This is a genomic window from Bacteroides uniformis (assembly GCF_025147485.1).
Classification (GTDB): domain Bacteria; phylum Bacteroidota; class Bacteroidia; order Bacteroidales; family Bacteroidaceae; genus Bacteroides; species Bacteroides uniformis.
The window spans coordinates 1,715,452-1,739,989 of the sequence record NZ_CP102263.1; the positions used below are offsets into that span (position 1 = coordinate 1,715,452).

Here is a 24,538-nt window from a genome sequence, read left to right on the forward strand (position 1 = left end):
TGCCGATGTAGCTACATTGCGCAGCCAATTAGCATATTAGCACATTGGCAAATTAAAGAATTAATCTTATGAGTTTATACGAAGGAGCGGTTAAGAAACCGATTATGACCTCGCTCTGCTTCCTGGCAGTGGCTATATTTGGTCTGTTCTCTCTGTCGAAATTGCCGGTAGACCTTTATCCGGACATCGAGACCAACACCATTATGGTGATGACGACCTATCAGGGTGCCAGTGCCTCGGACATCGAGAATAACGTGACCCGTCCGTTGGAAAACGTGCTGAATTCGGTCAGCAACTTGAAGCATATCACTTCCCGTTCGTCGGAGAATATTTCCGTGATTACGCTGGAGTTTGAGTATGGATATGACATAGACGTGCTGACGAACGACGTGCGTGATAAACTGGACATGGTGAGCTCCATGCTGCCCGATGAGGTCGAAACTCCCATCATCTTCAAGTTCAGTACGGACATGATTCCTATCCTGCTGCTCTCCGTGCAGGCAGAGGAGAGCCAGCCGGCTCTTTACAAAATATTGGATGACAACGTGGCGAATCCCTTGGCGCGTGTGCCCGGTGTGGGTACGGTGTCCATTTCGGGTGCCCCCAAGCGTGAGGTCAATGTATATTGCGACCCCAATAAACTGGATGCCTACAACCTTTCTGTAGAAACTATCAGCTCTATTATCAGTGCCGAAAACCGGAATACGCCGGGCGGTACGTTCGATGTGGGTAGCAATACCTATTCGCTGCGTGTGGAAGGTGAGTTCAAGGATCCCAAAGAGATGGAGAACATCGTGGTAGGTACGCACAACGGTGCTTCCGTCTATCTGCGCGATGTGGCAAAAGTTGTGGACTCTGTGGAGGAACGTGCACAGAAGACGTATAGCAACGGTGTGCAGGGCGCTATGATTGTGGTGCAGAAACAATCGGGTGCCAATTCTGTAGCCATTTCGCAGAAGGTAATTGATATGTTGCCACAGTTGCAGAAGTCACTGCCGAGCGATGTGAAGCTGGGGATCATTGTCAATACTTCCGATAACATCTTGAATACGATAGACAGCTTGGAGGAAACCATTATGTACGCTATGCTGTTCGTTATCTTGGTGGTGTTCGTTTTTTTGGGGCGTTGGCGTGCCACGGTCATCATCTGTATCACCATACCGATGTCACTGGTTGCCTCGTTCATCTATCTGGGTATCATCGACGGCGGTTCACTGAATATCATCTCGCTCTCTTGTCTCTCTATTGCTATTGGTAACGTGGTGGACGACGCCATTGTGGTACTCGAGAATGTAACGACCCATATTGAACGGGGTTCCGAACCGAAGCAGGCAGCGATACATGCCACGAACGAGGTGGCCATCTCCGTAATTGCATCTACGCTGACTATGATTGCGGTATTCTTCCCATTGACGATGGTAAGTGGTATGTCCGGTGTGTTATTCCGTCAGTTGGGATGGATGATGTGTGTGATTATGACGGTTTCCACAGTTTCAGCCTTGTCATTCACCCCGATGATGTGTGCGCAGCTTCTGCGTTTGCAGAAAAAGCAGAGTAAGATGTTCCTTACGCTCTATACGCCGATTCAGCGTGCGCTGGACGGTCTTGACGTGTGGTATCAGAACCGGTTGAACTGGGCTGTGCGCCATCGTCTGACGGTTATGGCAGGCTGTGCCGCATTCTTTGTGGCAAGTCTGTTCTGTGCCAAGTACATCGGTACCGAGTTCTTCCCGGCAGCAGACAATAGCCGCATCGGTATCAACCTTCAGTTGCCCATCGGGGCCCGTGTGGAGCGTGCGGAAGCATTGGCTTCGGAACTGACAAACAAGTGGATGACGCGCTACGGAGATATGATGAAAGTTTGCAACTACACTGTGGGGCAGGCGGACTCTGACAATACGTTTGCTTCCATGCAGGACAACGGTAGTCATATCATTAGTTTCAATATCAGTCTGGTGAGTCCGGGAGACCGTGACGTGACACTGGAAACCGTTTGCGACGAAATGCGTGAGGACTTGAAGGGGTATCCCGAATTGGACAAGGCGCAGGTTATTCTGGGCGGTAGCACAGGCGGCATGAGCGCCCAGGCAAGTGCCGACTTTGAGGTTTATGGTTACGACTTCACCGCTACGGACAAAGTGTCAGCCGAACTGAAAGAGAAATTGTTGCAGGTGAAAGGTGTGAGTGAAGTGAACATCAGCCGTCAGGATTATCAGCCCGAATATCAGGTGGACTTTGACCGTGAGAAGCTGGCATTGCATGGCTTGAATCTTTCTACTGCCTCCAACTATCTGCGTAATCGTGTAAATGGTGCTTTGGCATCTTATTATCGCGAAGATGGTGACGAGTACGACATCCGTGTGCGTTACGCTCCCGAATTCCGTACAAAGATTGAAGATTTGGAGAACATCCTTATTTATACGCCTTCCGGTGAGGGTATCCGCGTGAAAGACCTCGGCAAAGTAGTCGAGCGTTCTGCTCCTCCTACTATCGAACGTAAAGACCGTGAGCGTATTGTTACTGTATCTGCGGTTATTTCGGGAGCACCTTTGGGCGATGTGGTGGCCGATGGTAATGCTATAATTGATAAGATGGACCTACCAAGTGGTGTTTCTATCCAGATTTCGGGTTCGTATGAGGACCAACAGGATTCATTCTCCGACTTGGGAACGCTGGCTGTATTGATTGTTATTCTCGTATTCATTGTGATGGCAGCTCAGTTTGAGTCTTTGAGTTATCCGTTCATCATCATGTTTTCCATTCCATTTGCATTCAGCGGTGTGTTGATGGCATTATTCTTTACGGGAACCAATTTGAATGTGATGTCGCTTTTGGGTGGAATCATGTTGATTGGTATTGTGGTGAAGAACGGTATCGTACTCATAGACTACATCACGCTTTGCCGCGAACGTGGTCAAGCGGTGCTTCACTCTGTAGTCACGGCAGGCCGCAGCCGTTTGCGTCCGGTATTAATGACTACACTGACCACTATCCTCGGTATGGTGCCGATGGCTGTAGGGCAGGGTGAAGGTGCCGAGATGTGGCGTCCGTTGGGTGTTGCCGTAATTGGCGGTCTGACGGTATCTACCATTCTGACATTGATTCTTGTCCCCGTACTCTATTGCTCGTTTGCAGGTGTTGGTATCCGCCGCACGCGTAAGAAGATTAAGAAAGACCGTGAGCTGAATGATTATTACCAGTTGCATAAGGAGAAGATGACGAAACCACGTAAACAATGATTAATCATTATCCGTTAATCATTAAACATTAATCACTAAACATTATATAGCGTGAAATCAGTATTTATAACATTCGACCAAGCGTTCTTTGAACGTATCATGGCATTGCTTGACCGCCACAACTGCCGCGGCTTCAGCTATTGGCAGCAAGTACAGGGGCGTGGCAGTAAGACGGGGGAACCGCACTATGGCAGCCATGCCTGGCCCAGTATGTGTTCCGCCATCATCACTATCATAGATGAGGCTAAGGTGGCTCCGTTGCTCGAAGCGCTCCACCGGATGGACAAGGAGACCGAGCAACTCGGACTCCGTGCTTTTGTTTGGAATATCGAACAGACCATTTAATCGGGTCTGCTCTGTCTATAACCGTTATCCCTGGAGAAAAAATCTTGTTTCTTTGGGGATAATTCTTTTTTGTCCGGAGAGATTTTTTCAACCTATATCTATATCTTTGCGGCCACATTAGGTATGGAAAAGAATTCATTGAAATATACGGGTCTGTTGGCGTTTATCGTATGGGGTGCATTGTTGCTGATGCATCTGTTGCCAAGTATTACGATGGGTGGCCGTGTGCTGAGGCGTGTGGATATCTTGGGGGACGTGCGTCGTCCTTCCAAGCCGGTGAGTGAGCCGGACAGCCTGCTGCCTCCGCCCCCGAAGGTGAAGCCCGCCTTTGTGGACACCTGCCGTGCGGGCATGACGTGCATTGAAGATTACAGCGATTCTACCATGCGTGGCATGACGCGGTTCTATCAGGCGCTCGACGAGCTTGCCAAAGCACCCCGTCCGGTTCGTATCGCCTACTTCGGCGACTCCTTTATCGAAGCGGATATTCTGACGGCTGATTTACGCGAGATGCTTCAGCAGAAATATGGCGGTTGCGGAGTAGGTTTTGTCACCATTACGTCCATGACCAGTGGCTTCCGTCCTACAGTGCGTCATTCCTTCAGCGGATGGCAGAGTCATTCTGTCATGGACTCCGTGTTCTTTGACCGTAGCAAGCTGGGAGTCTCCGGACATTACTTTATTCCGAATACCGGTGCTTATGTGGAACTGCGGGGGCAGAAGAACTATGCCTCCCGTCTGGATACTTGCCAGCGTGCCAGTATTTTTTTCTATAACCGTGGCACAACCACCCTTTCTGTCCGCGTCAATCGTGGCGAAGCAACTACCGAGACTTTTGAGCCGATTGATGATTTGCAGGAGATGACGGTAGAGGGAAATATCGGTTCTGTCCGTTGGACGGTGGAAAGTGCGGACTCCACCTTGTTTTATGGCCTTGCCATGGACGGTACTTCCGGCATTGTGCTGGATAACTTCTCACTGCGTGGCAGCTCCGGCCTTTCCCTCCGCTCTGTTCCCGTGTGGATGATGCGTGAGTTCAATGAACAGCGTCCTTACGATTTGATAATCCTGCAGTACGGACTGAATGTGGCTACAGAGCGCGGACGGAATTACGACAAGTACATTGCCGGCATGCAGACAACGGTGCAGCATCTCAAGGAGGCCTTTCCGCAAGCAGCCATCCTCATAGTCAGCGTGGGCGATAGGGACTATAAGACCGAAGAAGGGGAGCTGCGTACCATGCCTGGCATCAAGAATCTGGTTCGTTATCAACAGAATTTGGCGGCGGATGAGGCTGTCGCTTTCTGGAACATGTTCGAGGCTATGGGTGGGGAAGGCAGTATGGCAGACATGGTGCATGCCAAGCCGTCATTGGCCAATTATGATTATACGCACATCAACTTCCGTGGTGGAAAGCATCTTGCGGGATTACTTTATGAGTCTTTGATTTATGGCAAGGAACAGTATGACAGAAGGAGGGCCTACTATGAAGAGGAGCCATAAGGAGGATTCACGATTGTACGATTTACGATGTACGATTTGCTGCGCGGTGCTGGTGCTGATTGCGGCGATACGGCCGCTCCATGCACAGGACATACTGCCAGGCAGCCTTTCGTGTCATGCCAGTGGAGCGGATTGTGATACTCTCTGCCTCTATTCCCAACGTACGGATACGGTGTCTGTCCCTTTGATAACTTTTCCCGCCGCATTCCGGCAAATGAAGGAGAATGTACTTACCGACAGTCTGGGTATTCTTAATCCTTTCTGGGAGAAGTTGCGTCTGTCTCGGCTGGGCGCTTCCGCTGATACGCTTCGCATCGTACATGTGGGCGACAGCCATATACGCGGCCATATCTTCCCCCGTACCATCGGTGCGTTGATGCAGGACACTTTCGGGGCAGTCTCTTATACCGATGTAGGTATCAACGGTGCATTTTGTACTACTTTCACCCGTCCGGACCGTATTGCTGATATTGCGGCTCTGCATCCCGACCTGCTTATTCTTTCCTTCGGGACGAACGAAAGCCATAACCGCCGTTACAATACAATGCTGCACTATCGCCAGATGGACGACCTTGTACGCATGCTTCGCGAGAAACTGCCGAATGTACCGATGTTGATGACCACTCCTCCGGGCTCTTACGAGAGTTTCCGGCAGCGTCGCCGTCGTCGGACCTATAAGATTAATCCGCGTACTGCCGTTGCCGTGCAGACCATCCGCCGCTATGCCGATGAAAACGGATTGGCGGTATGGGACATGTACGAAATACTTGGCGGTACCCACCGTGCCTGCCTCAACTGGCAGGAAGCCGGATTGATGCGTCCGGACCATGTACACTATTTGCCGGACGGTTACCGCCTGCAAGGCGAGCTGTTCTACCAGGCCTTGTTAAAAGCTTATAACGATTATGTGGAATATTGACGAATTTTTATCCGGATTGAATATAGACTTGGACCGTTTGCGCGATGTCTTCACTTATGACCCGCAAGCCCCGATGATATTCAGCAGTGGTATTTTCCTCTGGCTGTTTGTCGCTTTTATATTGGTTTATCTGTTGTTGCAACGCCGGACGACGGCGCGTTTGCTGTTTGTCACCTTGTTTTCCTATTACTTCTATTATAAAAGTAGTGGCACTTATTTCTTCCTGCTTGGACTGGTGACGGTCTGTGACTTTTTCATTGCACGCTTGATGGCACGCGAGGCTATTCCCTGGCTACGTAAGGCATGGGTTGTGTTGAGTCTGTTCATCAATTTGGGATTGTTGTGTTACTTCAAGTACACCAATTTTCTGGGCGAAACTTTTGCCTCGCTGACGGGAGGCACGTTCACGACAATGGATATTTTCCTTCCGGTGGGCATCTCTTTTTTCACTTTTCAGTCGTTGAGCTATACGATAGATGTGTACCGTCGCCAGATAACGCCTCTGACCAGTTTGTTGGATTATGCTTTTTATGTTTCTTTCTTTCCCCAGTTGGTGGCGGGTCCTATTGTACGTGCCCGTGATTTCATTCCGCAAATCCGCCGCCCGCTGTTTGTCTCCAATGAGATGTTCGGACGTGGAATCTTCCTCATCGTGAGTGGGCTCTTCAAGAAAGCGGTTATATCGGACTATATCAGCGTTAACTTTGTAGAGCGTATTTTTGATAATCCTACTCTTTATTCGGGGGTGGAGAATCTGATAGGTGTTTATGGCTATGCCTTGCAGATTTATTGCGACTTCTCCGGTTACAGTGATATGGCTATCGGCATTGCCTTGTTGCTGGGCTTCCATTTCAATATCAATTTCGATTCCCCTTATAAGTCCGCTTCCATTACGGAATTTTGGAGGCGGTGGCATATTTCGCTTTCCAGCTGGTTGCGCGATTACCTTTATATTTCTTTGGGAGGCAACCGGAAGGGGAAAATCCGCCAATATGCCAATCTCATCATTACCATGTTCCTGGGCGGCTTGTGGCATGGCGCTTCGTGGAATTTTGTACTTTGGGGAATGATGCATGGCGTTGCGCTTGCAGCCCATAAGTTCTGGATGACGCTTACCGGGCGTAAGAAGGGGACGGAGAGCCATGGCATCCACCGCTTCTTCGGAGTGCTTGTCACTTTCCATTTTGTTTGTTTCTGCTGGATATTCTTCCGTAATGCGGAGTTCTCCACATCAATGGATATGCTGAAGCAGATATTCACTACTTTCCGTCCGCAACTCTTCCCGCAGCTGGTAGAGGGTTATTGGGAAGTGTTTGCACTGATGGCATTGGGCTATCTGCTGCATTTTGTGCCCGACAGTTGGGAACGTGCTTGCACAAAAACAGTAATCCGCCTCCCCTTGTTGGGAAAGGCGGTACTGATGCTTGCTGTAATCTATCTGGTCATTCAGATGAAAAGTTCGGAGATACAGCCGTTTATCTATTTCCAGTTCTGATTACTTCTTCTCGGTCGCTGTGGAGTCTGCCTGCTGTCGGAAGGGTTCCCGGTAGTTGAGCCCGTCTCTCCGGTAGAGGCCGATGAGTCCGGCCAGTCGGGTAGTGAAGTTTGTATAATCTTTCTTTTCCAGTTGTGTCCATTGTACTTCGGCAAGGGCGGCCATACGGGGGAGAACCATATACTCTACCTGTTCGCTGGTCGGGATGTATTCTGTCCAAAGGTTGGCTTGTGTGCCGAGTATGTGCTTGGCTTGTTCTTCGGTCAGTGAGGCGGTAGGATTCAGACTGTATACTTTCTCCAATGGGACAAAGCCTCCGATGGCAAATGGTTCGTGCCGGGTATCCTCACTTTGGTAATAATCAAAGTAGCAATAGTCATTGGGTGTCATTATCACGTCGTGTCCCAGTTGGGCCGCCTTGATTCCTCCTGCCGAGCCACGCCATGACATAACAGTTGCGTTGGGGGCGACGTCGCCTTCCAGAATCTCATCCCAGCCGATAATCTGGCGTCCTTTACTATTGAGGAGCTTTTCGATACGTGTCATACAATAGCTCTGCAGACGGTCTTCGGCAGTATGGTTCTTGTCGGCTTTCAATTTTTCGGTTCTGATACGTGCCTGGCATTTGGGACACTTTTCCCAACGGGTGCGGGGAGCTTCGTCACCGCCGATGTGGATGTATTTGGAAGGGAATATGTCAATGATTTCGGCCATGACATCTTCGAGGAACTGCATGGACTTTTCGTTGCCGATGCACAGCACATCTTCGAATACGCCCCAACGTGGGCACACTTCATACGGTCCACCGGTACATCCCATTTCGGGATAGGCGGCCAGTGCGGCAAGCATGTGTCCGGGCAGGTCTACTTCGGGGATGACCGTGATATAGCGCTCCCCGGCATATTTTACGATTTCTTTGGCTTGCTCCTGCGTATAGAAACCGCCATACCGGGTGTTGTCATACTCTTCGGTGTTCCGGCCGATAACGGTACGGTCGCGCCAGGCGCCAATTTCCGTCAGCTTGGGATACTTCTTTATTTCTATTCTCCAGCCTTGGTCTTCGGTGAGGTGCCAGTGGAAGGTATTCATATTGTGAAGTGCCAGCAAGTCTATGTATTTTTTTACGAACTCAATGGGAAAGAAGTGGCGGCCCACATCGAGGTGCATGCCCCGGTAGCTGAAGCGGGGTTCATCCTGGATGCTGCCGGCAGGCAATAGGATAGAGGTGGCTTTGGTTTCGGCGGGGATTGATTTACGCAGGGTTTGTATACCGTAGAACACCCCGTTCTCGGTCTGTCCGTTTAGGGTCACCCGGTCGGCTTTGACGGTCAGCACATAGCCTTCCCGGTTGCTGATGGCCGGATCCAGTCCCAATGTGATGGCGCCTTTGGGCGCTTCGCTCCCCGGGGCAAGGGCTTCTGTCTGGAGGGTGTGGCCGGTGGACTGGCTGATGTATTCGGCCAAAAACTCGGCATTGCGTTTCAAAAGTTCATTGTGTTCGGGGTAGGCGATGATGGTACCGTCATTCAGGTTGAAGGGGGATTCCTGACTCAAGGCAACCTCCTGGGGCAGGGGAATGACTTGATAGTTGGCTGTTGTTTCTACTCCGCATGAAGAGCAGGCCAGGATGAGAGTGCCTGCAAGGAGCATGTGTGTAAGTTTTCTCATGGTATTGAACTGATTAAATTAGTGTCTGACAAATATACTAAAAAAATACTAAAGAGGCAGAGGAGAAGGGGATAAATGCATGCTCATACCTCAGTTCTTCTTTGCTCTGTACTCCTTGGGTGACATTCCCGTGTGTTTCTTGAAATATCGTCCGAAGAAAGACTGGTCGGGAAAACGATATTTGTCGGCAATCTCTTTCAGTGACATGCCGGTGGATTGCAGTGCCATTTTCAGTTCCAATATCAGGTTTTCGTCAATGATTTCTTTGGCAGAATTTTCCGCCACTTGTTTGGTGATGGCAGATAGGTAGCGGGTCGAAATGCAGAGTTGGTCAGCATAAAAAACGACATCCCGCTGGGTAGCACAGTACGTATGTACCAGATTTATAAACTTTTTGAACAATTCTTCTTTCCGGTTACTGCCATTGATTTGCTCTTCCGTAAAGTAACGTTGAACCTTGTCGTAGGTGTCGAGAAAGAAAATTTGCAGCAGGTTTTGTGCAATGGCTTCGCGATACAGATTTTCAGAATCGCGGTAGATGGCATTGCTTGCCGTGATGAGTCCTGTGATAGCACGAACCGGTTCGTCTTCGGTATGCGTATAGCATGCATTCTCCTTTATAAAATGTATGAAGGGCGGCTCTAAACGGAAGCATGCCGTCTTGAACATTGTCTCGGAATAGGCAAAGAAGTCCACCAGGAAATCTTTACTCGCACTTGTCAGTGAAATAATGGAACTTGGAAGCAGCGTAATGTGCGTATTGGGTACAATATGATATTTTCTTAAATCTATTGTGATATTTGCTTCTCCACGGGTGCAGAACATCAGTGCTCCATTGTTCATTTTCAGAAGACGTTCCCGGAAGAATTCCAGCTTGTCTGTTCCGGCTCTGAACGTTTCTTGTTTGGTAGTCAGTAATGGGTTCATATGTTAGATTGCTTATGATTTGCGGTTACAAAGGTACGAGTTCTTTTTGGATTGTTAAATGGCATGTTCCGAAAATGAACAGTCGTGTACCTTCAATGAAACAAATGGTTGTTCAAAAACGGCATACCTTTGCTGCCGGCTTAAAAAATGAAAGAGAAAGCCGACGTATTATTTTTTTAAGATAAAAAGTATGATAACAAAAAAGAGTATGATGAAACAGATGATGACCGTCATCTGTAGTGCAACACTGGCAGCCTGCGGCAGCGCGCCTGTCGTGCAACCCCAGTCGGAATATCAGGTGATGACTATTTCGACTACCGACAAAGAACTGCAGACAATTTATTCCGCAGCCATCCGCGGACGGCAGGACATTGACATCTATCCGCAGGTGTCCGGTACACTCACCAAACTTTGTGTGGAGGAAGGACAGACCGTGCGTCGGGGGCAAGTCTTGTTTATTATCGACCAGGTGCCCTATCTGGCAGCCTTGCGCACAGCAGAAGCCAATGTGGAAGCTGCCCGTGCCGGCGTGGCCACTTCGCAACTGACATATGACAGCAAGAAGGAGCTTTATGCCCAGAAGGTGATTTCCGAGTTTGACTTAAAGACTTCCTACAACAGCCTGCTGACAGCGAAAGCCCAGTTGGCCCAAGCCGAGGCGCAGCAGGTGAATGCCGCCAATAACCTCTCTTATACAGAAGTGAAGAGTCCGGCAGATGGAATGGTAGGTACGCTCCCTTATAGGGTGGGGACGTTGGTCAGCGCCAGTTTGCCCAAACCACTGACGACCGTATCCGATAATTCTAATATGTATGTCTATTTCTCCATGACAGAGAATCAGTTGCTTGACCTCACCCGCCGCTACGGCTCCAAGGATAAGGCGCTGGCAGAGATGGACTCTATCGAATTACAGCTCAATGACCGTTCTGTCTATCCGCAAGAAGGTAAGATAGAAACTATCAGTGGTGTAATTGATACCTCTACGGGTACAGTCAGTCTGCGTGCCGTGTTCCCCAATAAAGAGGGATTGCTGACCAGTGGCGGTTCGGGCAACGTCATCATCCCGGTACGGAAAGAGAACTGCATCGTTGTTCCCCAGAGTGCCACTTACGAAGTACAGGACAAGGTCTATGTATATAAGGTAGTTGACGGCAAGGCGCAATCAGTTCCCGTGCAAGTGACCCGTGTGAATGGAGGTCAGGAATATATCGTAGAGAGTGGCTTGAAAGTGGGGGACACAATTGTGGCCGAAGGCGTGGGTTTGCTGCGTGAAGGTACCTCCGTCCAACCCAAAACGAATGAATGATAATTTTTAACCGATAGAATATGAACCTCAGAACTTTTATAGAACGCCCCGTTTTTTCGGCAGTCATCTCCATTACGATTGTCATTCTGGGCATCATCGGATTGTTCACCTTGCCCGTTGAGCAATATCCCGACATTGCGCCGCCCACCATCATGGTGAGCACCACTTACTATGGTGCCAGTGCGGAAACCCTTCAGAAAAGTGTTATCGCTCCGTTGGAAGAGGCCATCAACGGTGTGGAGGACATGACTTACATGACTTCTACCGCCAGCAATGCAGGGTCGGTTTCCATTACTGTTTACTTCAAGCAGGGTACAGACCCGGACATGGCGGCGGTCAATGTGCAGAACCGTGTGTCCAAAGCTACGGGGCAGCTTCCTGCCGAAGTAACCCAGGTGGGTGTCACCACCAGCAAGCGGCAGACCAGTATCTTACAGATGTTCTCTTTATATAGCCCTGATGACAGCTATGACGAGAACTTTCTTGCCAACTATATCAGTATCAACCTGAAGCCGCAGATTCTCCGTATCTCCGGTGTGGGCGATATGATGATTATGGGTGGTGACTACAGCATGCGTATCTGGATGAAACCGGATGTCATGGCGCAGTACAAGCTGATACCTTCGGATGTGACGGCTGTGCTGGCAGAGCAGAATATCGAATCGGCCACCGGGTCGTTTGGTGAGAACTCGGATGAGACGTATCAATATACCATGAAATATACGGGACGCCTCATTACTCCTGAGGAGTTCGGCGACATCGTCATCCGTTCTACCGAAGACGGCGAGGTGCTGAAACTGAAGGACATCGCCGATATAGAGCTGGGTAAGGACAGTTATGCCTACAAAGGTACCATGGATGGACATCCCGGTATCTCCTGCATGGTGTTCCAGACCGCGGGCTCCAATGCCACGGAAGTGAACCGGCAGATTGACCGGCTCCTTGAAGAAGCACGCAAGGACTTGCCGAAAGGCGTGGAGCTTACCCAGATGATGTCCAGCAACGATTTCCTCTTCGCCTCTATCCACGAAGTGGTGAAAACGCTGATTGAGGCTATTATCCTGGTTATCCTGGTGGTTTATGTCTTTTTGCAAGACATCCGCTCTACGCTGATTCCGCTGGTAGGTATCGTTGTTTCACTGATTGGTACGTTTGCTTTCATGTCCGTTGCCGGATTCAGTATCAACCTGATTACGCTGTTTGCGCTGGTATTGGTGATTGGTACGGTGGTGGATGACGCCATTGTCGTGGTGGAGGCGGTGCAGGCACGGTTTGATGTGGGCTATAAGTCCTCCTATATGGCAAGTATCGATGCGATGAAGGGCATCAGCAACGCGGTTATCACTTCTTCACTGGTGTTTATGGCGGTGTTTATTCCGGTATCGTTCATGGGAGGGACTTCCGGTACGTTCTATACCCAGTTTGGGTTGACGATGGCGGTGGCCGTTGGTATTTCGGCGATTAATGCGTTGACACTCAGTCCCGCACTTTGTGCCTTGCTGCTGAAGCCTTATATCAATGAGGACGGAACGGAGAAGAATAATTTTGCTTCGCGCTTCCGCAAGGCATTCAACACGGCTTTCGAGGCGGTGGTCGAGAAGTATAAGAAGATAGTGTTGCTGTTCATCAAGCGCCGCTGGCTGGGATGGTCGTTGCTGGCACTTTCGGTGGTGCTGCTGGTATTCCTGATGAATACCACCAAGACCGGACTGGTGCCCGACGAGGACCAAGGAACGTTGTTTGTCAACGTTAGCACCGCTCCGGGTAGCTCGCTCAAGACGACAAATGACATTATAGACCGCGTGGAGAAGCGTCTGGAAGACCTTCCTCAGAAATTGCACTTGCAGAAAGTTGCCGGTTATGGTCTGCTGTCCGGGCAGGGAAATTCTTTCGGTATGATTATCGTGAAGCTGAAACCTTGGGACGAGCGTACGGCAAAGGAAGACCAGGTGCAGGCAGTCGTCAACCAGATATACGCTCGCACGGCGGATATTAAGGATGCTACAGTCTTTGCCATTGCTCCGGGTATGATTCCGGGCTATGGTATGGGTAATGCGCTGGACTTGAATGTGCAGGACAAGCAGGGAGGGGATATGAACACCTTCTTCCAGACCACCCAGCAGTATCTGGCGGCACTGAACCAGCGTCCGGAAATTTCGATGGCATACTCCACGTTCGATGTACGCTATCCGCAGTGGACCGTCGAGGTGGATGCTTCCAAGTGCAAACGTGCCGGGATTACTCCCGACCAGGTGTTGTCCACACTGTCGGGCTATTATGGCGGGCAATATGTCTCCAACTTCAACCGTTTCTCCAAAGTTTACAAGGTAATGATTCAGGCCGACCCGAAGTTCCGTTTGGATGAGGCTTCACTGAACAATGCCTTTGTGCGCATGTCCAACGGTGAGATGGCTCCGTTGAGCCAGTTCGTTACGCTGACCCGTTCCTACGGTGCCGAGTCCTTGAGCCGCTTCAACATGTTCAACTCCATTGCCGTGAATGCCATGCCTGCTGAGGGATACAGTACCGGTGACGCCATCCGTGCCGTACAAGAAACGGCGGAGATAGCCTTGCCGAAGGGATATGGCTATGACTTTGGTGGCATCACCCGCGAGGAAAGCCAGCAGAGTGGTACTACAGTCATCATCTTCGGTATCTGTATCTTGATGATTTACTTGATTCTGAGTGCGCTTTACGAGAGCTTTCTGATTCCGTTTGCCGTTATCCTGGCCGTTCCTGCGGGCCTGATGGGGTCGTTCCTTTTTGCCAGGATAGCCGGGTTGGAGAATAATATCTATTTGCAGACGGGACTTATCATGCTGATAGGTCTGTTGGCAAAGACTGCTATTCTGTTGACGGAGTATGCCGCCGAGCGCCGTAAAGCGGGAATGGGGCTGATTGCTTCTGCCGTCAGTGCGGCAAAGGCGCGTTTCCGTCCCATCCTGATGACGGTACTGACGATGATTTTCGGCCTTTTCCCCTTGGTGGTTGCCACGGGTGTCGGAGCCAACGGTAACCGTTCATTGGGTACGGGTGTTGTCGGTGGTATGTTCATCGGCACATTGGCGCTGCTGTTCATTGTTCCTGTCTTGTTCATCAGTTTCCAGTGGTTGCAGGAGCGGCTTCGTCCTGCCCAATCCGTCCCGACGAGCGACTGGCAGATTGAGGAAGAGATGAAAGTAAGCCGGAAGGAGATAGAAGAATCACATTAGTACATTATCGCGTAACTAACATAAAAAAATAATGAAGAAACAATTCATATTATTAGCTGTCGTCGGCTTGGTACTGACCAGTTGCGGCATCTATACCAAATACCAGCGCCCGGAGGACATCACGACCGATGGACTTTATGGACACGATTTGGATGGGCAAAGTCTGGATAGCCTGAGTCTGTTTGTGGCATCAGACACTGCCTCCATCGCTTCCCTTTCCTGGCGCGAGCTTTTTACGGACCCGCAATTACAGTCGCTCATCGAGCAAGCCTTGCAAGGCAACACCGACCTGCTTTCCGCCCGGCAACGTATCAAGGAGGCGGAAGCCACGCTGATGTCGGCCAAACTTTCGTACCTGCCTTCGTTTATGCTCACTCCGCAGGGTGGCGTCAGCAGTTTCGACAATTCCAAAGGCTCGTGGACCTATTCCGGCATTGCCTCGGCAAGTTGGGAAGTCGATATTTTTGGTAAGTTGACCAATGCCAAACGCCGTTCCAAAGCGCTCTACCTTCAAAGCTTGGAGTACGAACAAGCCGTCAGCACTTCGCTGATAGCTAATGTGGCCAATCTGTACTACACCTTGCTGATGCTCGACGAGCAATACCGCATTTCCGAAGAAACAGCCGCCAGTTGGCGCGAAAGTGTACGCACCATGCGAGCCATGATGGCTGCAGGCATGACGAACGAGGCGAGTGTCTCGCAATCCGAAGCCAACTGTCGTCAGGTGGAAGCTTCGCTGCTCGACCTCCGGCAGCAGGTAAAGGAAGTGGAGAACAGTCTCTCCATTCTGTTGGACGATGTTCCGGGCACCATTGAGCGTGGCCGGTTGGCGGGGCAGGAGTTCCCGCAGGAACTTGCGGTGGGCGTACCTCTGCAACTGCTTTCCCGCCGTCCCGATGTGAAAAGTGCCGAACTCTCGCTGGCATCCGCTTTCTACAGCACCAATGCCGCCCGTTCTGCTTTCTACCCCTCCATCACCTTGAGCGGTACAGCTGGCTGGACCAACTCGGCAGGAAGCATGATTGTCAATCCAGGAAAACTACTCTTCTCCGCCATCGGCTCGCTGACACAACCCTTGTTCAACAAAGGGCTGAACGTGGCACAGCTCAAGATAGCCAAAGCACAGCAGGAAGAAGCCAGGCTCGCTTTTCAGCAAGCTTTGCTCAATGCCGGTAGCGAAGTGAACAATGCTCTGACCCAAGTGCAGGTAGCCCGTGGAAAGACGGAGCTCCGCGCAAGGCAGATAACTTCACTGGAAACTACCGTCCGCAGCACCCGGTTACTGATGCAACACGGCACTTCCACCTATTTGGAAGTGCTCACTGCCCAGCAGGGGCTACTCTCTGCCCAACTGACACAGGTAGCCGACCGCTTTGATGAAATACAAGGTATCATCAACCTCTATCAAGCCCTTGGTGGAGGGCGGGAGTAAAATATACTCTTTCTCATCTTCATTCTCTCGCCCCTCTATCAATCCGGCATTTCCTTTTTTTGTGGGAATCCGATGGTAGAGGGGCTTTCATATAAGCGGGCTATGGCAAAAAAACTACGGTTTCTTGCCGTCAAACCGGGACAAACTTTATAACTTTGCGGCATACGACATAAAAATCTATCTATTATGAACTGCAAATCCTTGTTTTTTCTGGTTGTTTTTTCCCTGACCCTTATATCAGGGGTGTTTGCTCAAAAGAAAGTTTCTATTCTTGGCGATTCCTATTCCACTTTTTACGGTCATGTCTCTCCTGCCGCCAATCTCTGCTGGTATGGAGTTCCCGGCGAAAAGAAAGAGAATGATGTGACAAAGGTGGAGGAAACCTGGTGGTACCGTTTCATCCATGAGCACGGCTTTCAGTTGGAACGCAACAATTCCTATTCCGGCTCCACCGTCTGTCATACCGGTTACGAGAAAGCCGATTACTCCGACCGTTCTTTTATCACCCGTATTCACAACCTCGGCACCCCCGACATAATCCTTGTTTTTGGCGGTACCAATGACAGTTGGGCAGGTGCTCCCATTGGCGCATACCAATATGATGGCTGGACGAAAGCCGATTTGTATAGCTTCCGTCCTGCCTTTTGCTATCTGCTTGCATCTCTCAAGCAGCTCTATCCTGCGGCCAGGATTTATAATATTACCAATTCAGAATTATCCGAAGAGGTAACTGATTCCATGGATGAAATTTGCCGGCACTATGGCATCGAGAATATTCGTTTGCACGACATTGATAAACAATGGGGGCATCCTTCTGTGCAAGGAATGCAGAGTATCGATGCTCAGGTTTGGGAGTCTGTCTCCCCGATATTGGAGGCTTCTGTTTCTTTGCCTGCCAAGAACTAAGGACAGACTCATTGGGAGTTATCCTTTTCTATCCTAAATGCTAATCTTTCCACTGCCGTATTCTTTTCTTTCCACAGCTGTGGAAAGAAAAGAATACGGCAGTGGAAAGAAAGTAAAATCCTTGTGGCAAGAAAAATAATTAGTACCTTTACTGCCAGCTTCTGCCGATTTCGAGAACATTTCTTCCCCAAGTTTGCTGCAAGTTTCCCTCAATTCTCTATAAACCATTAATTTAAATTATTTTATGAGTGCTTATTATGACCTTTATGAAACGCCCGTCCCCGAAGGCGAGGAACCGAAGTCGCTGCATGCCCGTGTCTGTTCCAAGGGAACCATTTCTGGTAAAGAGTTTATGGAACGGGTTTTTCGTGAAGAACATATGCCCCACGCCATGGTTGTGGGTATTGTGCAAGCCATCACCACTACGCTTGGAGACTGGCTGGCAAAGGGCTATACGGTGGAGATAGAGGGACTTGGCTTCTTCAGCACCACGCTGAAGTGTACCCATCCGGTGATGAATAAGAAAGAAGTACGTGCGGAGTCGGTCAAGATGTCCACGGTGAAATTCCGTCCCGGCATCGAATTCAAACGTTATGTGGCAGGTAAGATGGAGTTGGAACGTGCGGATAAACGCTTTTTCCCGGATAAACCGAAAGCAATGGGCGACATGGTTGCCCGTGAAAAAAGCATGATGGACTTTCTGGAGGCTAATGTCTGTATTACTCGTGCAGAATATTCCCGCCTTGTCCATGTCACCGCCCGCCGGGCTTCGAGGGATTTGCAGACATTTATCGATTCCGGCGTGATTCGCAAGCGTGGTGCCGGCCGTTCTGTGGTCTATGTCAAGGGGTGAACTTAGTATATTCCGATGCGCGCGCGTATATATATAATGTGTCCCCTTCCTTCCTGCCTTTCTTTCCCTTTAAAAAACATGCTTTAAAACATATCTATCAATCAGCTAGTTATGAAAAAGTTCACGTAAACCCTCAAAAAAAGCTTGTATATATTTTGCAGATGTCCGTAAAAGCCCTACTTTTGCATCCGCTTTCGGGAACGAAGGCGGCGATGTTTTGACATTCTGACAGTAAAACGGAGCGGTAAGCTTCCATTTTTCTCTTCTTTGCCATAGGTTTCTTTCGGAACTTCGGCCTTGGAAAAGAAAAATGAAAAAAAACTTCCGAAACATTTGGAAGTTATGCTTTAAAGTCCTTACCTTTGCACCCGCTTTTGAAAACGAAAGCAGCGCGAGTTGACATTCTTTTTAAAGAAACGGTGCCTGGTCCTTCTTCCTTTTTCTTTTTGCCTCCCTTTCGACAAGAGAGACGACGAGGAAAGAGAAAAAAAGAAAAAATGAAAAAAACTTCCGAAAATATTTGGAAGATATGCTTTAAAGTTCTTACCTTTGCATCCGCTTTCTGAAAAGAACAGCAATCGTGAAACAAGCGATCTTTGAACAGATTTACATAAACAATACAAGTAGTACAAGAGCAGGTGCTTCGCAAATTAATAATTGGAAACTAATGATTAAGGCGCGTCGTACCTGGGTAAAACAAAAGAACCGTCAATACTTATTTTATATAGATAGGTAAAGATAGACTTTTTGAATTCGAGCGTCCTGAACAGATAATTAAGCTGTCGCACTTTAATTTTTAATATGCGCAGTCAAGATACTTTTACAATGAAGAGTTTGATCCTGGCTCAGGATGAACGCTAGCTACAGGCTTAACACATGCAAGTCGAGGGGCAGCATGAACTTAGCTTGCTAAGTTTGATGGCGACCGGCGCACGGGTGAGTAACACGTATCCAACCTGCCGATGACTCGGGGATAGCCTTTCGAAAGAAAGATTAATACCCGATGGCATAGTTCTTCCGCATGGTAGAACTATTAAAGAATTTCGGTCATCGATGGGGATGCGTTCCATTAGGTTGTTGGCGGGGTAACGGCCCACCAAGCCTTCGATGGATAGGGGTTCTGAGAGGAAGGTCCCCCACATTGGAACTGAGACACGGTCCAAACTCCTACGGGAGGCAGCAGTGAGGAATATTGGTCAATGGACGAGAGTCTGAACCAGCCAAGTAGCGTGAAGGATGACTGCCCTATGGGTTGTAAACTTCTTTTATACGGGAATAAAGTGAGGCACGTGTGCCTTTTTGTATGTACCGTATGAATAAGGATCGGCTAACTCCGTGCCAGCAGCCGCGGTAATACGGAGGATCCGAGCGTTATCCGGATTTATTGGGTTTAAAGGGAGCGTAGGCGGACGCTTAAGTCAGTTGTGAAAGTTTGCGGCTCAACCGTAAAATTGCAGTTGATACTGGGTGTCTTGAGTACAGTAGAGGCAGGCGGAATTCGTGGTGTAGCGGTGAAATGCTTAGATATCACGAAGAACTCCGATTGCGAAGGCAGCTTGCTGGACTGTAACTGACGCTGATGCTCGAAAGTGTGGGTATCAAACAGGATTAGATACCCTGGTAGTCCACACAGTAAACGATGAATACTCGCTGTTTGCGATATACAGTAAGCGGCCAAGCGAAAGCGTTAAGTATTCCACCTGGGGAGTACGCCGGCAACGGTGAAACTCAAAGGAATTGACGGGGGCCCGCACAAGCGGAGGAACATGTGGTTTAATTCGATGATACGCGAGGAACCTTACCCGGGCTTGAATTGCAACTGAATGATGTGGAGACATGTCAGCCGCAAGGCAGTTGTGAAGGTGCTGCATGGTTGTCGTCAGCTCGTGCCGTGAGGTGTCGGCTTAAGTGCCATAACGAGCGCAACCCTTATCGATAGTTACCATCAGGTTATGCTGGGGACTCTGTCGAGACTGCCGTCGTAAGATGTGAGGAAGGTGGGGATGACGTCAAATCAGCACGGCCCTTACGTCCGGGGCTACACACGTGTTACAATGGGGGGTACAGAAGGCAGCTACACGGCGACGTGATGCTAATCCCTAAAGCCTCTCTCAGTTCGGATTGGAGTCTGCAACCCGACTCCATGAAGCTGGATTCGCTAGTAATCGCGCATCAGCCACGGCGCGGTGAATACGTTCCCGGGCCTTGTACACACCGCCCGTCAAGCCATGAAAGCCGGGGGTACCTGAAGTGCGTAACCGCAAGGAGCGCCCTAGGGTAAAACTGGTGATTGGGGCTAAGTCGTAACAAGGTAGCCGTACCGGAAGGTGCGGCTGGAACACCTCCTTTCTGGAGTGACGTCTCGACTCGATCGTTGGTTCTTGAAGTTATGCTTCCATAAGAACCTCTTGTACTGCGCGTACTTGTTTATTAAAATATACGAGAAAAGTAGAAGCCGAGCCGTAAGGCGAGGGTTTGACTGACAGTCCTATAGCTCAGTTGGTTAGAGCGCTACACTGATAATGTAGAGGTCGGCAGTTCAACTCTGCCTGGGACTACTTCAAAGTTGAAAACTGAAAATTGAGAAATGAAAATCGGGAACTCTCCGGATTTTCCACTTTCCACTTTCCGTTTTCCACTTATAAGAAGGGGGATTAGCTCAGCTGGCTAGAGCACCTGCTTTGCACGCAGGGGGTCAACGGTTCGAATCCGTTATTCTCCACTCCGTTTTGATTATTGTTTTATAATTGAAACACCGTTCTTTGACATGATGTGACCAAAAAAAAGTAAAGTTAAAAGCTGAAAGTATATATCGACCATACGTGATCGGTAAGACAAAAAGTAAGTAAGGGCACATGGCGGATGCCTTGGCTCTCGGAGGCGATGAAGGACGTGATAAGCTGCGATAAGCTGCGGGTAGGTGCAAATGACCTTTGATCCGCGGATTTCCGAATGGGACAACCCGGTACTTTGAAGAAGTATCATCCTGCATTGCAGGAGGCTAACGCAGGGAACTGAAACATCTTAGTACCTGCAGGAAAAGAAAATAAACAATGATTCCCCCAGTAGTGGCGAGCGAACGGGGAATAGCCCAAACCATCCATGTTACGGCATGGGTGGGGTTGTAGGACCACGCCGTGGCAAGAAAGTTGGTGAGCAGAATGTTCTGGAAAGTACAGCCATAGAGCATGAGAGCTGCGTATGCGAAGCCAAGCGAAGCCTAGTGGTATCCTGAGTAGCGCGGAGCACGAGGAATTCTGCGTGAATCTGCCGGGACCATCCGGTAAGGCTAAATACTCCCGAGAGACCGATAGTGAACCAGTACTGTGAAGGAAAGGTGAAAAGCACTTCGAACAGAAGAGTGAAATAGTTCCTGAAACCATGTGCCTACAAGCGGTCGGAGCACCTTCTGGTGTGACGGCGTGCCTTTTGCATAATGAACCTACGAGTTACTTTTTCCGGCGAGGTTAAGGATTTCAGATCTGCAGCCGAAGCGAAAGCGAGTCTGAACAGGGCGTATAGTCGGAAGGAGTAGACGCGAAACCAAGTGATCTACCCTTGGGCAGGTTGAAGGATGGGTAACACCATCTGGAGGACCGAACCAATAAGCGTTGAAAAGCTTCTGGATGACCTGAGGGTGGGGGTGAAAGGCTAATCAAACTTGGAGATAGCTCGTACTCCCCGAAATGCATTTAGGTGCAGCCTTGACTTATACTGGCATGAGGTAGAGCGACTGATAAGATGCGAGGGCTTCACCGCCTATCAAGTCTTGACAAACTCCGAATGCGTGTCAGTTCTATGTCAGGAGTGAGGGCATGGGTGCTAAGGTCCATGTCCTAAAGGAGAACAATCCGGACCAACAGCTAAGGTCCCGAAATGAATACTAAGTTGAACTAACGAAGTCAGATTGCTAAGACAGCTAGGATGTTGGCTTGGAAGCAGCCATTCATTTAAAGAGTGCGTAACAGCTCACTAGTCGAGGAGTTTGGCGTGGATAATAATCGGGCATAAGTATTCTACCGAAGCTTTGGGATGAGAAATCATCGGTAGGGGAGCATTCCACTCGGCGTCGAAGGTGAAGCGCGAGCTTTGCTGGAGCGTGTGGAAAAGCAAATGTAGGTATAAGTAACGATAAAGGGGGTGGGAAACCCCCTCGCCGAAAGACTAAGGTTTCCTGATCAACGCTAATCGGATCAGGGTAAGTCGGGTCCTAAGGCTCAGCCGAACGGCGAGGCCGATGGCAGAACCGGTTAATATTCCGGTACTACCTGTGGGAGTGACGTGGAGACGGAGTCGTGACAGCGCCGCGGACTGACGGAATAGTCCGTTGAAGGGTGTAGATGCTGATTGTTCCAGGCAAATCCGGAGCAAGAGTCGAACCTGATAGTATGGAGCGTTCTTAGAACAATCCAATAGTGCGTGTAATCATACTTCCAAGAAAATCCGCTAAACTTAATCCTGCAGGTACCCGTACCGCAAACGGACACACGTAGTCGGGTTGAATATACTAAGGCGCTTGAGTGATTCACGGTTAAGGAACTAGGCAAACTGACCCTGTAACTTCGGGATAAAGGGTCCTCGCTTAACGGCGAGGCGCAGAGAATAGGTCCAGGCAACTGTTTAACAAAAACACAGGGCTGTGCAAAATTGAAAGATGAAGTATACAGCCTGACACCTGCCCGGTGCTGGAAGGTTAAGAGGAGATGTCATCGCAAGAGAAGCATTGAATTGAAGCCCCAGTAAACGGCGGCCGTAACTATAACGGTCCTAAGGTAGCGAAATTCCTTGTCGGGTAAGTTCCGACCTGCACGAATGGTGTAATGATCTGGACGCTGTCTCAACCGTGAGCTCAGTGAAATTGTAGTATCGGTGAAGATGCCGATTACCCGCGATGGGACGAAAAGACCCCGTGAACCTTTACTATAGCTTAACATTGAATTTGGGTAATTGATGTGTAGGATAGGCCGGAGGCTTCGAAGCGGGCACGCCAGTGTCCGTGGAGCCGCTGTTGAAATACGGCCCTTTGATTATTTGAGTTCTAACCCGTTGTTGCGGGGACACTGTTTGGTGGGTAGTTTGACTGGGGTGGTCGCCTCCAAAAGTGTAACGGAGGCTTCTAAAGGTGCCCTCACGACGATTGGTAACCGTCGGCAGAGTGTAATGGCATAAGGGCGCTTGACTGGGAGACTTACAAGTCGATCAGGTAGGAAACTAGAGCATAGTGATCCGGTGTTTCTGTATGGAAAGGACATCGCTCAAAGGATAAAAGGTACTCCGGGGATAACAGGCTGATCCCTCCCAAGAGCTCATATCGACGGAGGGGTTTGGCACCTCGATGTCGGCTCGTCACATCCTGGGGCTGGAGAAGGTCCCAAGGGTTGGGCTGTTCGCCCATTAAAGTGGCACGCGAGCTGGGTTCAGAACGTCGTGAGACAGTTCGGTCTCTATCTATCGTGGGCGCATGAAATTTGCGTGGCTCTGACACTAGTACGAGAGGACCGTGTTGGACTGACCTCTGGTTTACCGGTTGTGCCGCCAGGTGCATTGCCGGGTATCTAAGTCGGGATTGGATAAGTGCTGAAAGCATCTAAGTACGAAGCCAGCCACAAGATTAGATTTCTCAGGGTCGTTGTAGACTACGACGTTGATAGGATGCAGGTGTACAGGCAGCGATGTCATAGCCGAGCATTACTAATTGCCCGTCCACTTTTTGCCTTCCGTGTATGGAGGTATATACGTTCAGCAATGTATGGACACTTTACTTTTTTCTCATCATGTCTGCCTTATTCAGGTGACTACAGCACCGGGGTTCCACCTCTTCCCATTCCGAACAGAGAAGTTAAGCCCGGTCACGCCGATGGTACTGCGTAACAGTGGGAGAGTAGGTAGTCGCCGTTTTCAGAAGAAGCCTCCGTGTCTGATAAGGATACGGAGGCTTTGTTCGTTTTATATACCTCTCCTCTAACATTCCGTTTCTACCGCTAATCACTATACCTTATTATATATAATTATTCATCATATATTCATCAGATTAATTCCCGAATTAAGGTGCTAAATGAATGATTAAAAACTTTTAAATCAGTATTTTATATCCTATTTCCACTTTCGTATTTCATATATTCTTCGTACCTTTACAGTGTATTAAAAGGTATAGTAAATCCTTTAATCAGTGAACAATTTAATCTTTTTACAAAAGAAAGTAACATAGCTGTAAAACAAATAAGAGAGACATCTGTTATTTATTGTAGAATCATTAGACGACATGAAAACAACTGTAAAGACATTCTGGATATGCATGCTACTGATGTTGACTTGCAGCATTAGCGGTAAAGCCATTGACCTGGTGCAGGTGGATGACAGAATGGCCGGAACTGCTGAAGTTTCCGCTTCTTTATCTTCATGTTCTTCTACTTCCGACAATAGTATTGACAAGAAGAATTCATTGTTCACGAATACCAAGTTCGCATGGACTACGGATGTCGAACTGGGAAACAAACCGGTTTCCGAAACTTACTCTTCTCATCAACAGCGTTTGCGCAGGGTGATTGAAGACAATCTTTTCCTCAGAAACATTCTTTTGATGTTATCCAACCACGAGAATCTACTCGTGCAAGGCCGCTCTAAATTATACTACTCAGATAAAGACCCGTACTATGCATTGACGGGCAGTGATTACTATATTTATACGCTTCGGCGGATTTTGATTTAGCCAACTTTTCTTCTTATTGATTTC

Annotated in this window: 13 protein-coding genes, 2 tRNA genes and 3 rRNA genes; 16 read left to right on the forward strand and 2 right to left on the reverse strand. The window is 49.2% G+C overall.

Annotation, left to right across the window (positions count from 1 at the left end):
* Positions 1 to 68: 68 nt before the first annotated feature.
* The 5 genes from NQ510_RS06535 (at position 69) to NQ510_RS06555 (ending at position 7,501) form a co-directional block, all read left to right on the forward strand.
* Positions 69 to 3,239, forward strand: a complete 3,171-nt coding sequence (locus tag NQ510_RS06535) for an efflux RND transporter permease subunit (RefSeq protein ID WP_005825640.1) — start codon at positions 69 to 71, stop codon at positions 3,237 to 3,239.
* 51 nt (positions 3,240 to 3,290) lie between these two features.
* Positions 3,291 to 3,584 carry a PG0541 family transporter-associated protein gene (locus NQ510_RS06540; RefSeq protein ID WP_005825638.1) on the forward strand — a complete coding sequence of 98 codons (294 nt, stop codon included), beginning with the start codon at positions 3,291 to 3,293 and terminating at the stop codon, positions 3,582 to 3,584.
* 123 nt (positions 3,585 to 3,707) lie between these two features.
* On the forward strand, positions 3,708 to 5,087 hold the full coding sequence (locus NQ510_RS06545; protein WP_005825636.1) for an SGNH/GDSL hydrolase family protein: 1,380 nt from the start codon (positions 3,708 to 3,710) through the stop codon (positions 5,085 to 5,087).
* Complete coding sequence (locus NQ510_RS06550) at positions 5,035 to 6,006, forward strand: SGNH/GDSL hydrolase family protein (RefSeq protein ID WP_175522711.1); 972 nt, start codon at positions 5,035 to 5,037, stop codon at positions 6,004 to 6,006. Before NQ510_RS06545 ends, NQ510_RS06550 begins: the two co-directional genes overlap by 53 nt.
* Positions 5,993 to 7,501 carry an MBOAT family O-acyltransferase gene (locus tag NQ510_RS06555; RefSeq protein WP_005825628.1) on the forward strand — a complete coding sequence of 503 codons (1,509 nt, stop codon included), beginning with the start codon at positions 5,993 to 5,995 and terminating at the stop codon, positions 7,499 to 7,501. The genes NQ510_RS06550 and NQ510_RS06555 overlap by 14 nt, the downstream gene beginning before the upstream one ends.
* Here NQ510_RS06555 and NQ510_RS06560 read toward each other — a convergent pair whose 3' ends face one another.
* Complete coding sequence (locus NQ510_RS06560) at positions 7,502 to 9,169, reverse strand: beta-N-acetylhexosaminidase (RefSeq protein WP_005825626.1); 1,668 nt, start codon at positions 9,167 to 9,169, stop codon at positions 7,502 to 7,504. It lies immediately after the preceding gene.
* A gap of 90 nt (positions 9,170 to 9,259) precedes the next feature.
* On the reverse strand, positions 9,260 to 10,096 hold the full coding sequence (locus tag NQ510_RS06565; RefSeq protein ID WP_005825624.1) for a helix-turn-helix domain-containing protein: 837 nt from the start codon (positions 10,094 to 10,096) through the stop codon (positions 9,260 to 9,262).
* A 190-nt stretch (positions 10,097 to 10,286) separates the two neighbouring features.
* On the opposite strand from NQ510_RS06565, the gene NQ510_RS06570 reads away from it, so the two are divergent.
* The 11 genes from NQ510_RS06570 to NQ510_RS06620 all read left to right on the forward strand — a co-directional run bounded on the left by NQ510_RS06570 (position 10,287) and on the right by NQ510_RS06620 (position 24,514).
* On the forward strand, positions 10,287 to 11,402 hold the full coding sequence (locus NQ510_RS06570; protein ID WP_005825620.1) for an efflux RND transporter periplasmic adaptor subunit: 1,116 nt from the start codon (positions 10,287 to 10,289) through the stop codon (positions 11,400 to 11,402).
* 20 nt (positions 11,403 to 11,422) lie between these two features.
* Positions 11,423 to 14,614, forward strand: coding sequence for an efflux RND transporter permease subunit (locus NQ510_RS06575; protein ID WP_005825618.1), 3,192 nt, complete (start codon positions 11,423 to 11,425; stop codon positions 14,612 to 14,614).
* 31 nt (positions 14,615 to 14,645) lie between these two features.
* Complete coding sequence (locus NQ510_RS06580) at positions 14,646 to 16,046, forward strand: TolC family protein (RefSeq protein ID WP_005825616.1); 1,401 nt, start codon at positions 14,646 to 14,648, stop codon at positions 16,044 to 16,046.
* Positions 16,047 to 16,232: 186 nt separating this feature from the next.
* A complete protein-coding gene (locus tag NQ510_RS06585) occupies positions 16,233 to 16,952 on the forward strand; it encodes an SGNH/GDSL hydrolase family protein (protein ID WP_005825612.1) in 720 nt (239 codons plus the stop codon).
* A gap of 244 nt (positions 16,953 to 17,196) precedes the next feature.
* Positions 17,197 to 17,805, forward strand: a complete 609-nt coding sequence (locus NQ510_RS06590; protein ID WP_005825608.1) for an HU family DNA-binding protein — start codon at positions 17,197 to 17,199, stop codon at positions 17,803 to 17,805.
* An 822-nt stretch (positions 17,806 to 18,627) separates the two neighbouring features.
* Positions 18,628 to 20,154, forward strand: a 16S ribosomal RNA gene (locus NQ510_RS06595).
* 135 nt (positions 20,155 to 20,289) lie between these two features.
* Positions 20,290 to 20,363 (forward strand) — tRNA-Ile (locus NQ510_RS06600).
* Between the two features lie 90 nt (positions 20,364 to 20,453).
* Positions 20,454 to 20,527: transfer RNA gene (locus NQ510_RS06605), tRNA-Ala, on the forward strand.
* A gap of 113 nt (positions 20,528 to 20,640) precedes the next feature.
* Positions 20,641 to 23,520, forward strand: a 23S ribosomal RNA gene (locus tag NQ510_RS06610).
* 72 nt (positions 23,521 to 23,592) lie between these two features.
* Positions 23,593 to 23,703: ribosomal RNA gene (rrf, locus tag NQ510_RS06615) — 5S ribosomal RNA — on the forward strand.
* The 16S, 23S and 5S rRNA genes sit together here with 2 tRNA genes alongside, the layout of an rRNA operon.
* A gap of 364 nt (positions 23,704 to 24,067) precedes the next feature.
* Complete coding sequence (locus tag NQ510_RS06620; protein ID WP_005828652.1) at positions 24,068 to 24,514, forward strand: hypothetical protein; 447 nt, start codon at positions 24,068 to 24,070, stop codon at positions 24,512 to 24,514.
* Positions 24,515 to 24,538 lie beyond the last annotated feature (24 nt).

Excerpts from the sequence above, each read along its gene's own strand:
- NQ510_RS06620 (WP_005828652.1), top strand. The coding sequence starts at position 24,068 with ATGAAAACAACTGTAAAGACATTCTGGATATGCATGCTACTGATGTTG.
- NQ510_RS06585 (WP_005825612.1), top strand. The coding sequence starts at position 16,233 with ATGAACTGCAAATCCTTGTTTTTTCTGGTTGTTTTTTCCCTGACCCTT.
- NQ510_RS06565 (WP_005825624.1), bottom strand. The coding sequence starts at position 10,096 with ATGAACCCATTACTGACTACCAAACAAGAAACGTTCAGAGCCGGAACA.
- NQ510_RS06535 (WP_005825640.1), top strand. The coding sequence starts at position 69 with ATGAGTTTATACGAAGGAGCGGTTAAGAAACCGATTATGACCTCGCTC.
- NQ510_RS06550 (WP_175522711.1), top strand. The coding sequence starts at position 5,035 with ATGGCAAGGAACAGTATGACAGAAGGAGGGCCTACTATGAAGAGGAGC.
- NQ510_RS06545 (WP_005825636.1), top strand. The coding sequence starts at position 3,708 with ATGGAAAAGAATTCATTGAAATATACGGGTCTGTTGGCGTTTATCGTA.
- NQ510_RS06590 (WP_005825608.1), top strand. The coding sequence starts at position 17,197 with ATGAGTGCTTATTATGACCTTTATGAAACGCCCGTCCCCGAAGGCGAG.
- NQ510_RS06575 (WP_005825618.1), top strand. The coding sequence starts at position 11,423 with ATGAACCTCAGAACTTTTATAGAACGCCCCGTTTTTTCGGCAGTCATC.
- NQ510_RS06580 (WP_005825616.1), top strand. The coding sequence starts at position 14,646 with ATGAAGAAACAATTCATATTATTAGCTGTCGTCGGCTTGGTACTGACC.
- NQ510_RS06570 (WP_005825620.1), top strand. The coding sequence starts at position 10,287 with ATGATAACAAAAAAGAGTATGATGAAACAGATGATGACCGTCATCTGT.
- NQ510_RS06555 (WP_005825628.1), top strand. The coding sequence starts at position 5,993 with ATGTGGAATATTGACGAATTTTTATCCGGATTGAATATAGACTTGGAC.
- NQ510_RS06560 (WP_005825626.1), bottom strand. The coding sequence starts at position 9,169 with ATGAGAAAACTTACACACATGCTCCTTGCAGGCACTCTCATCCTGGCC.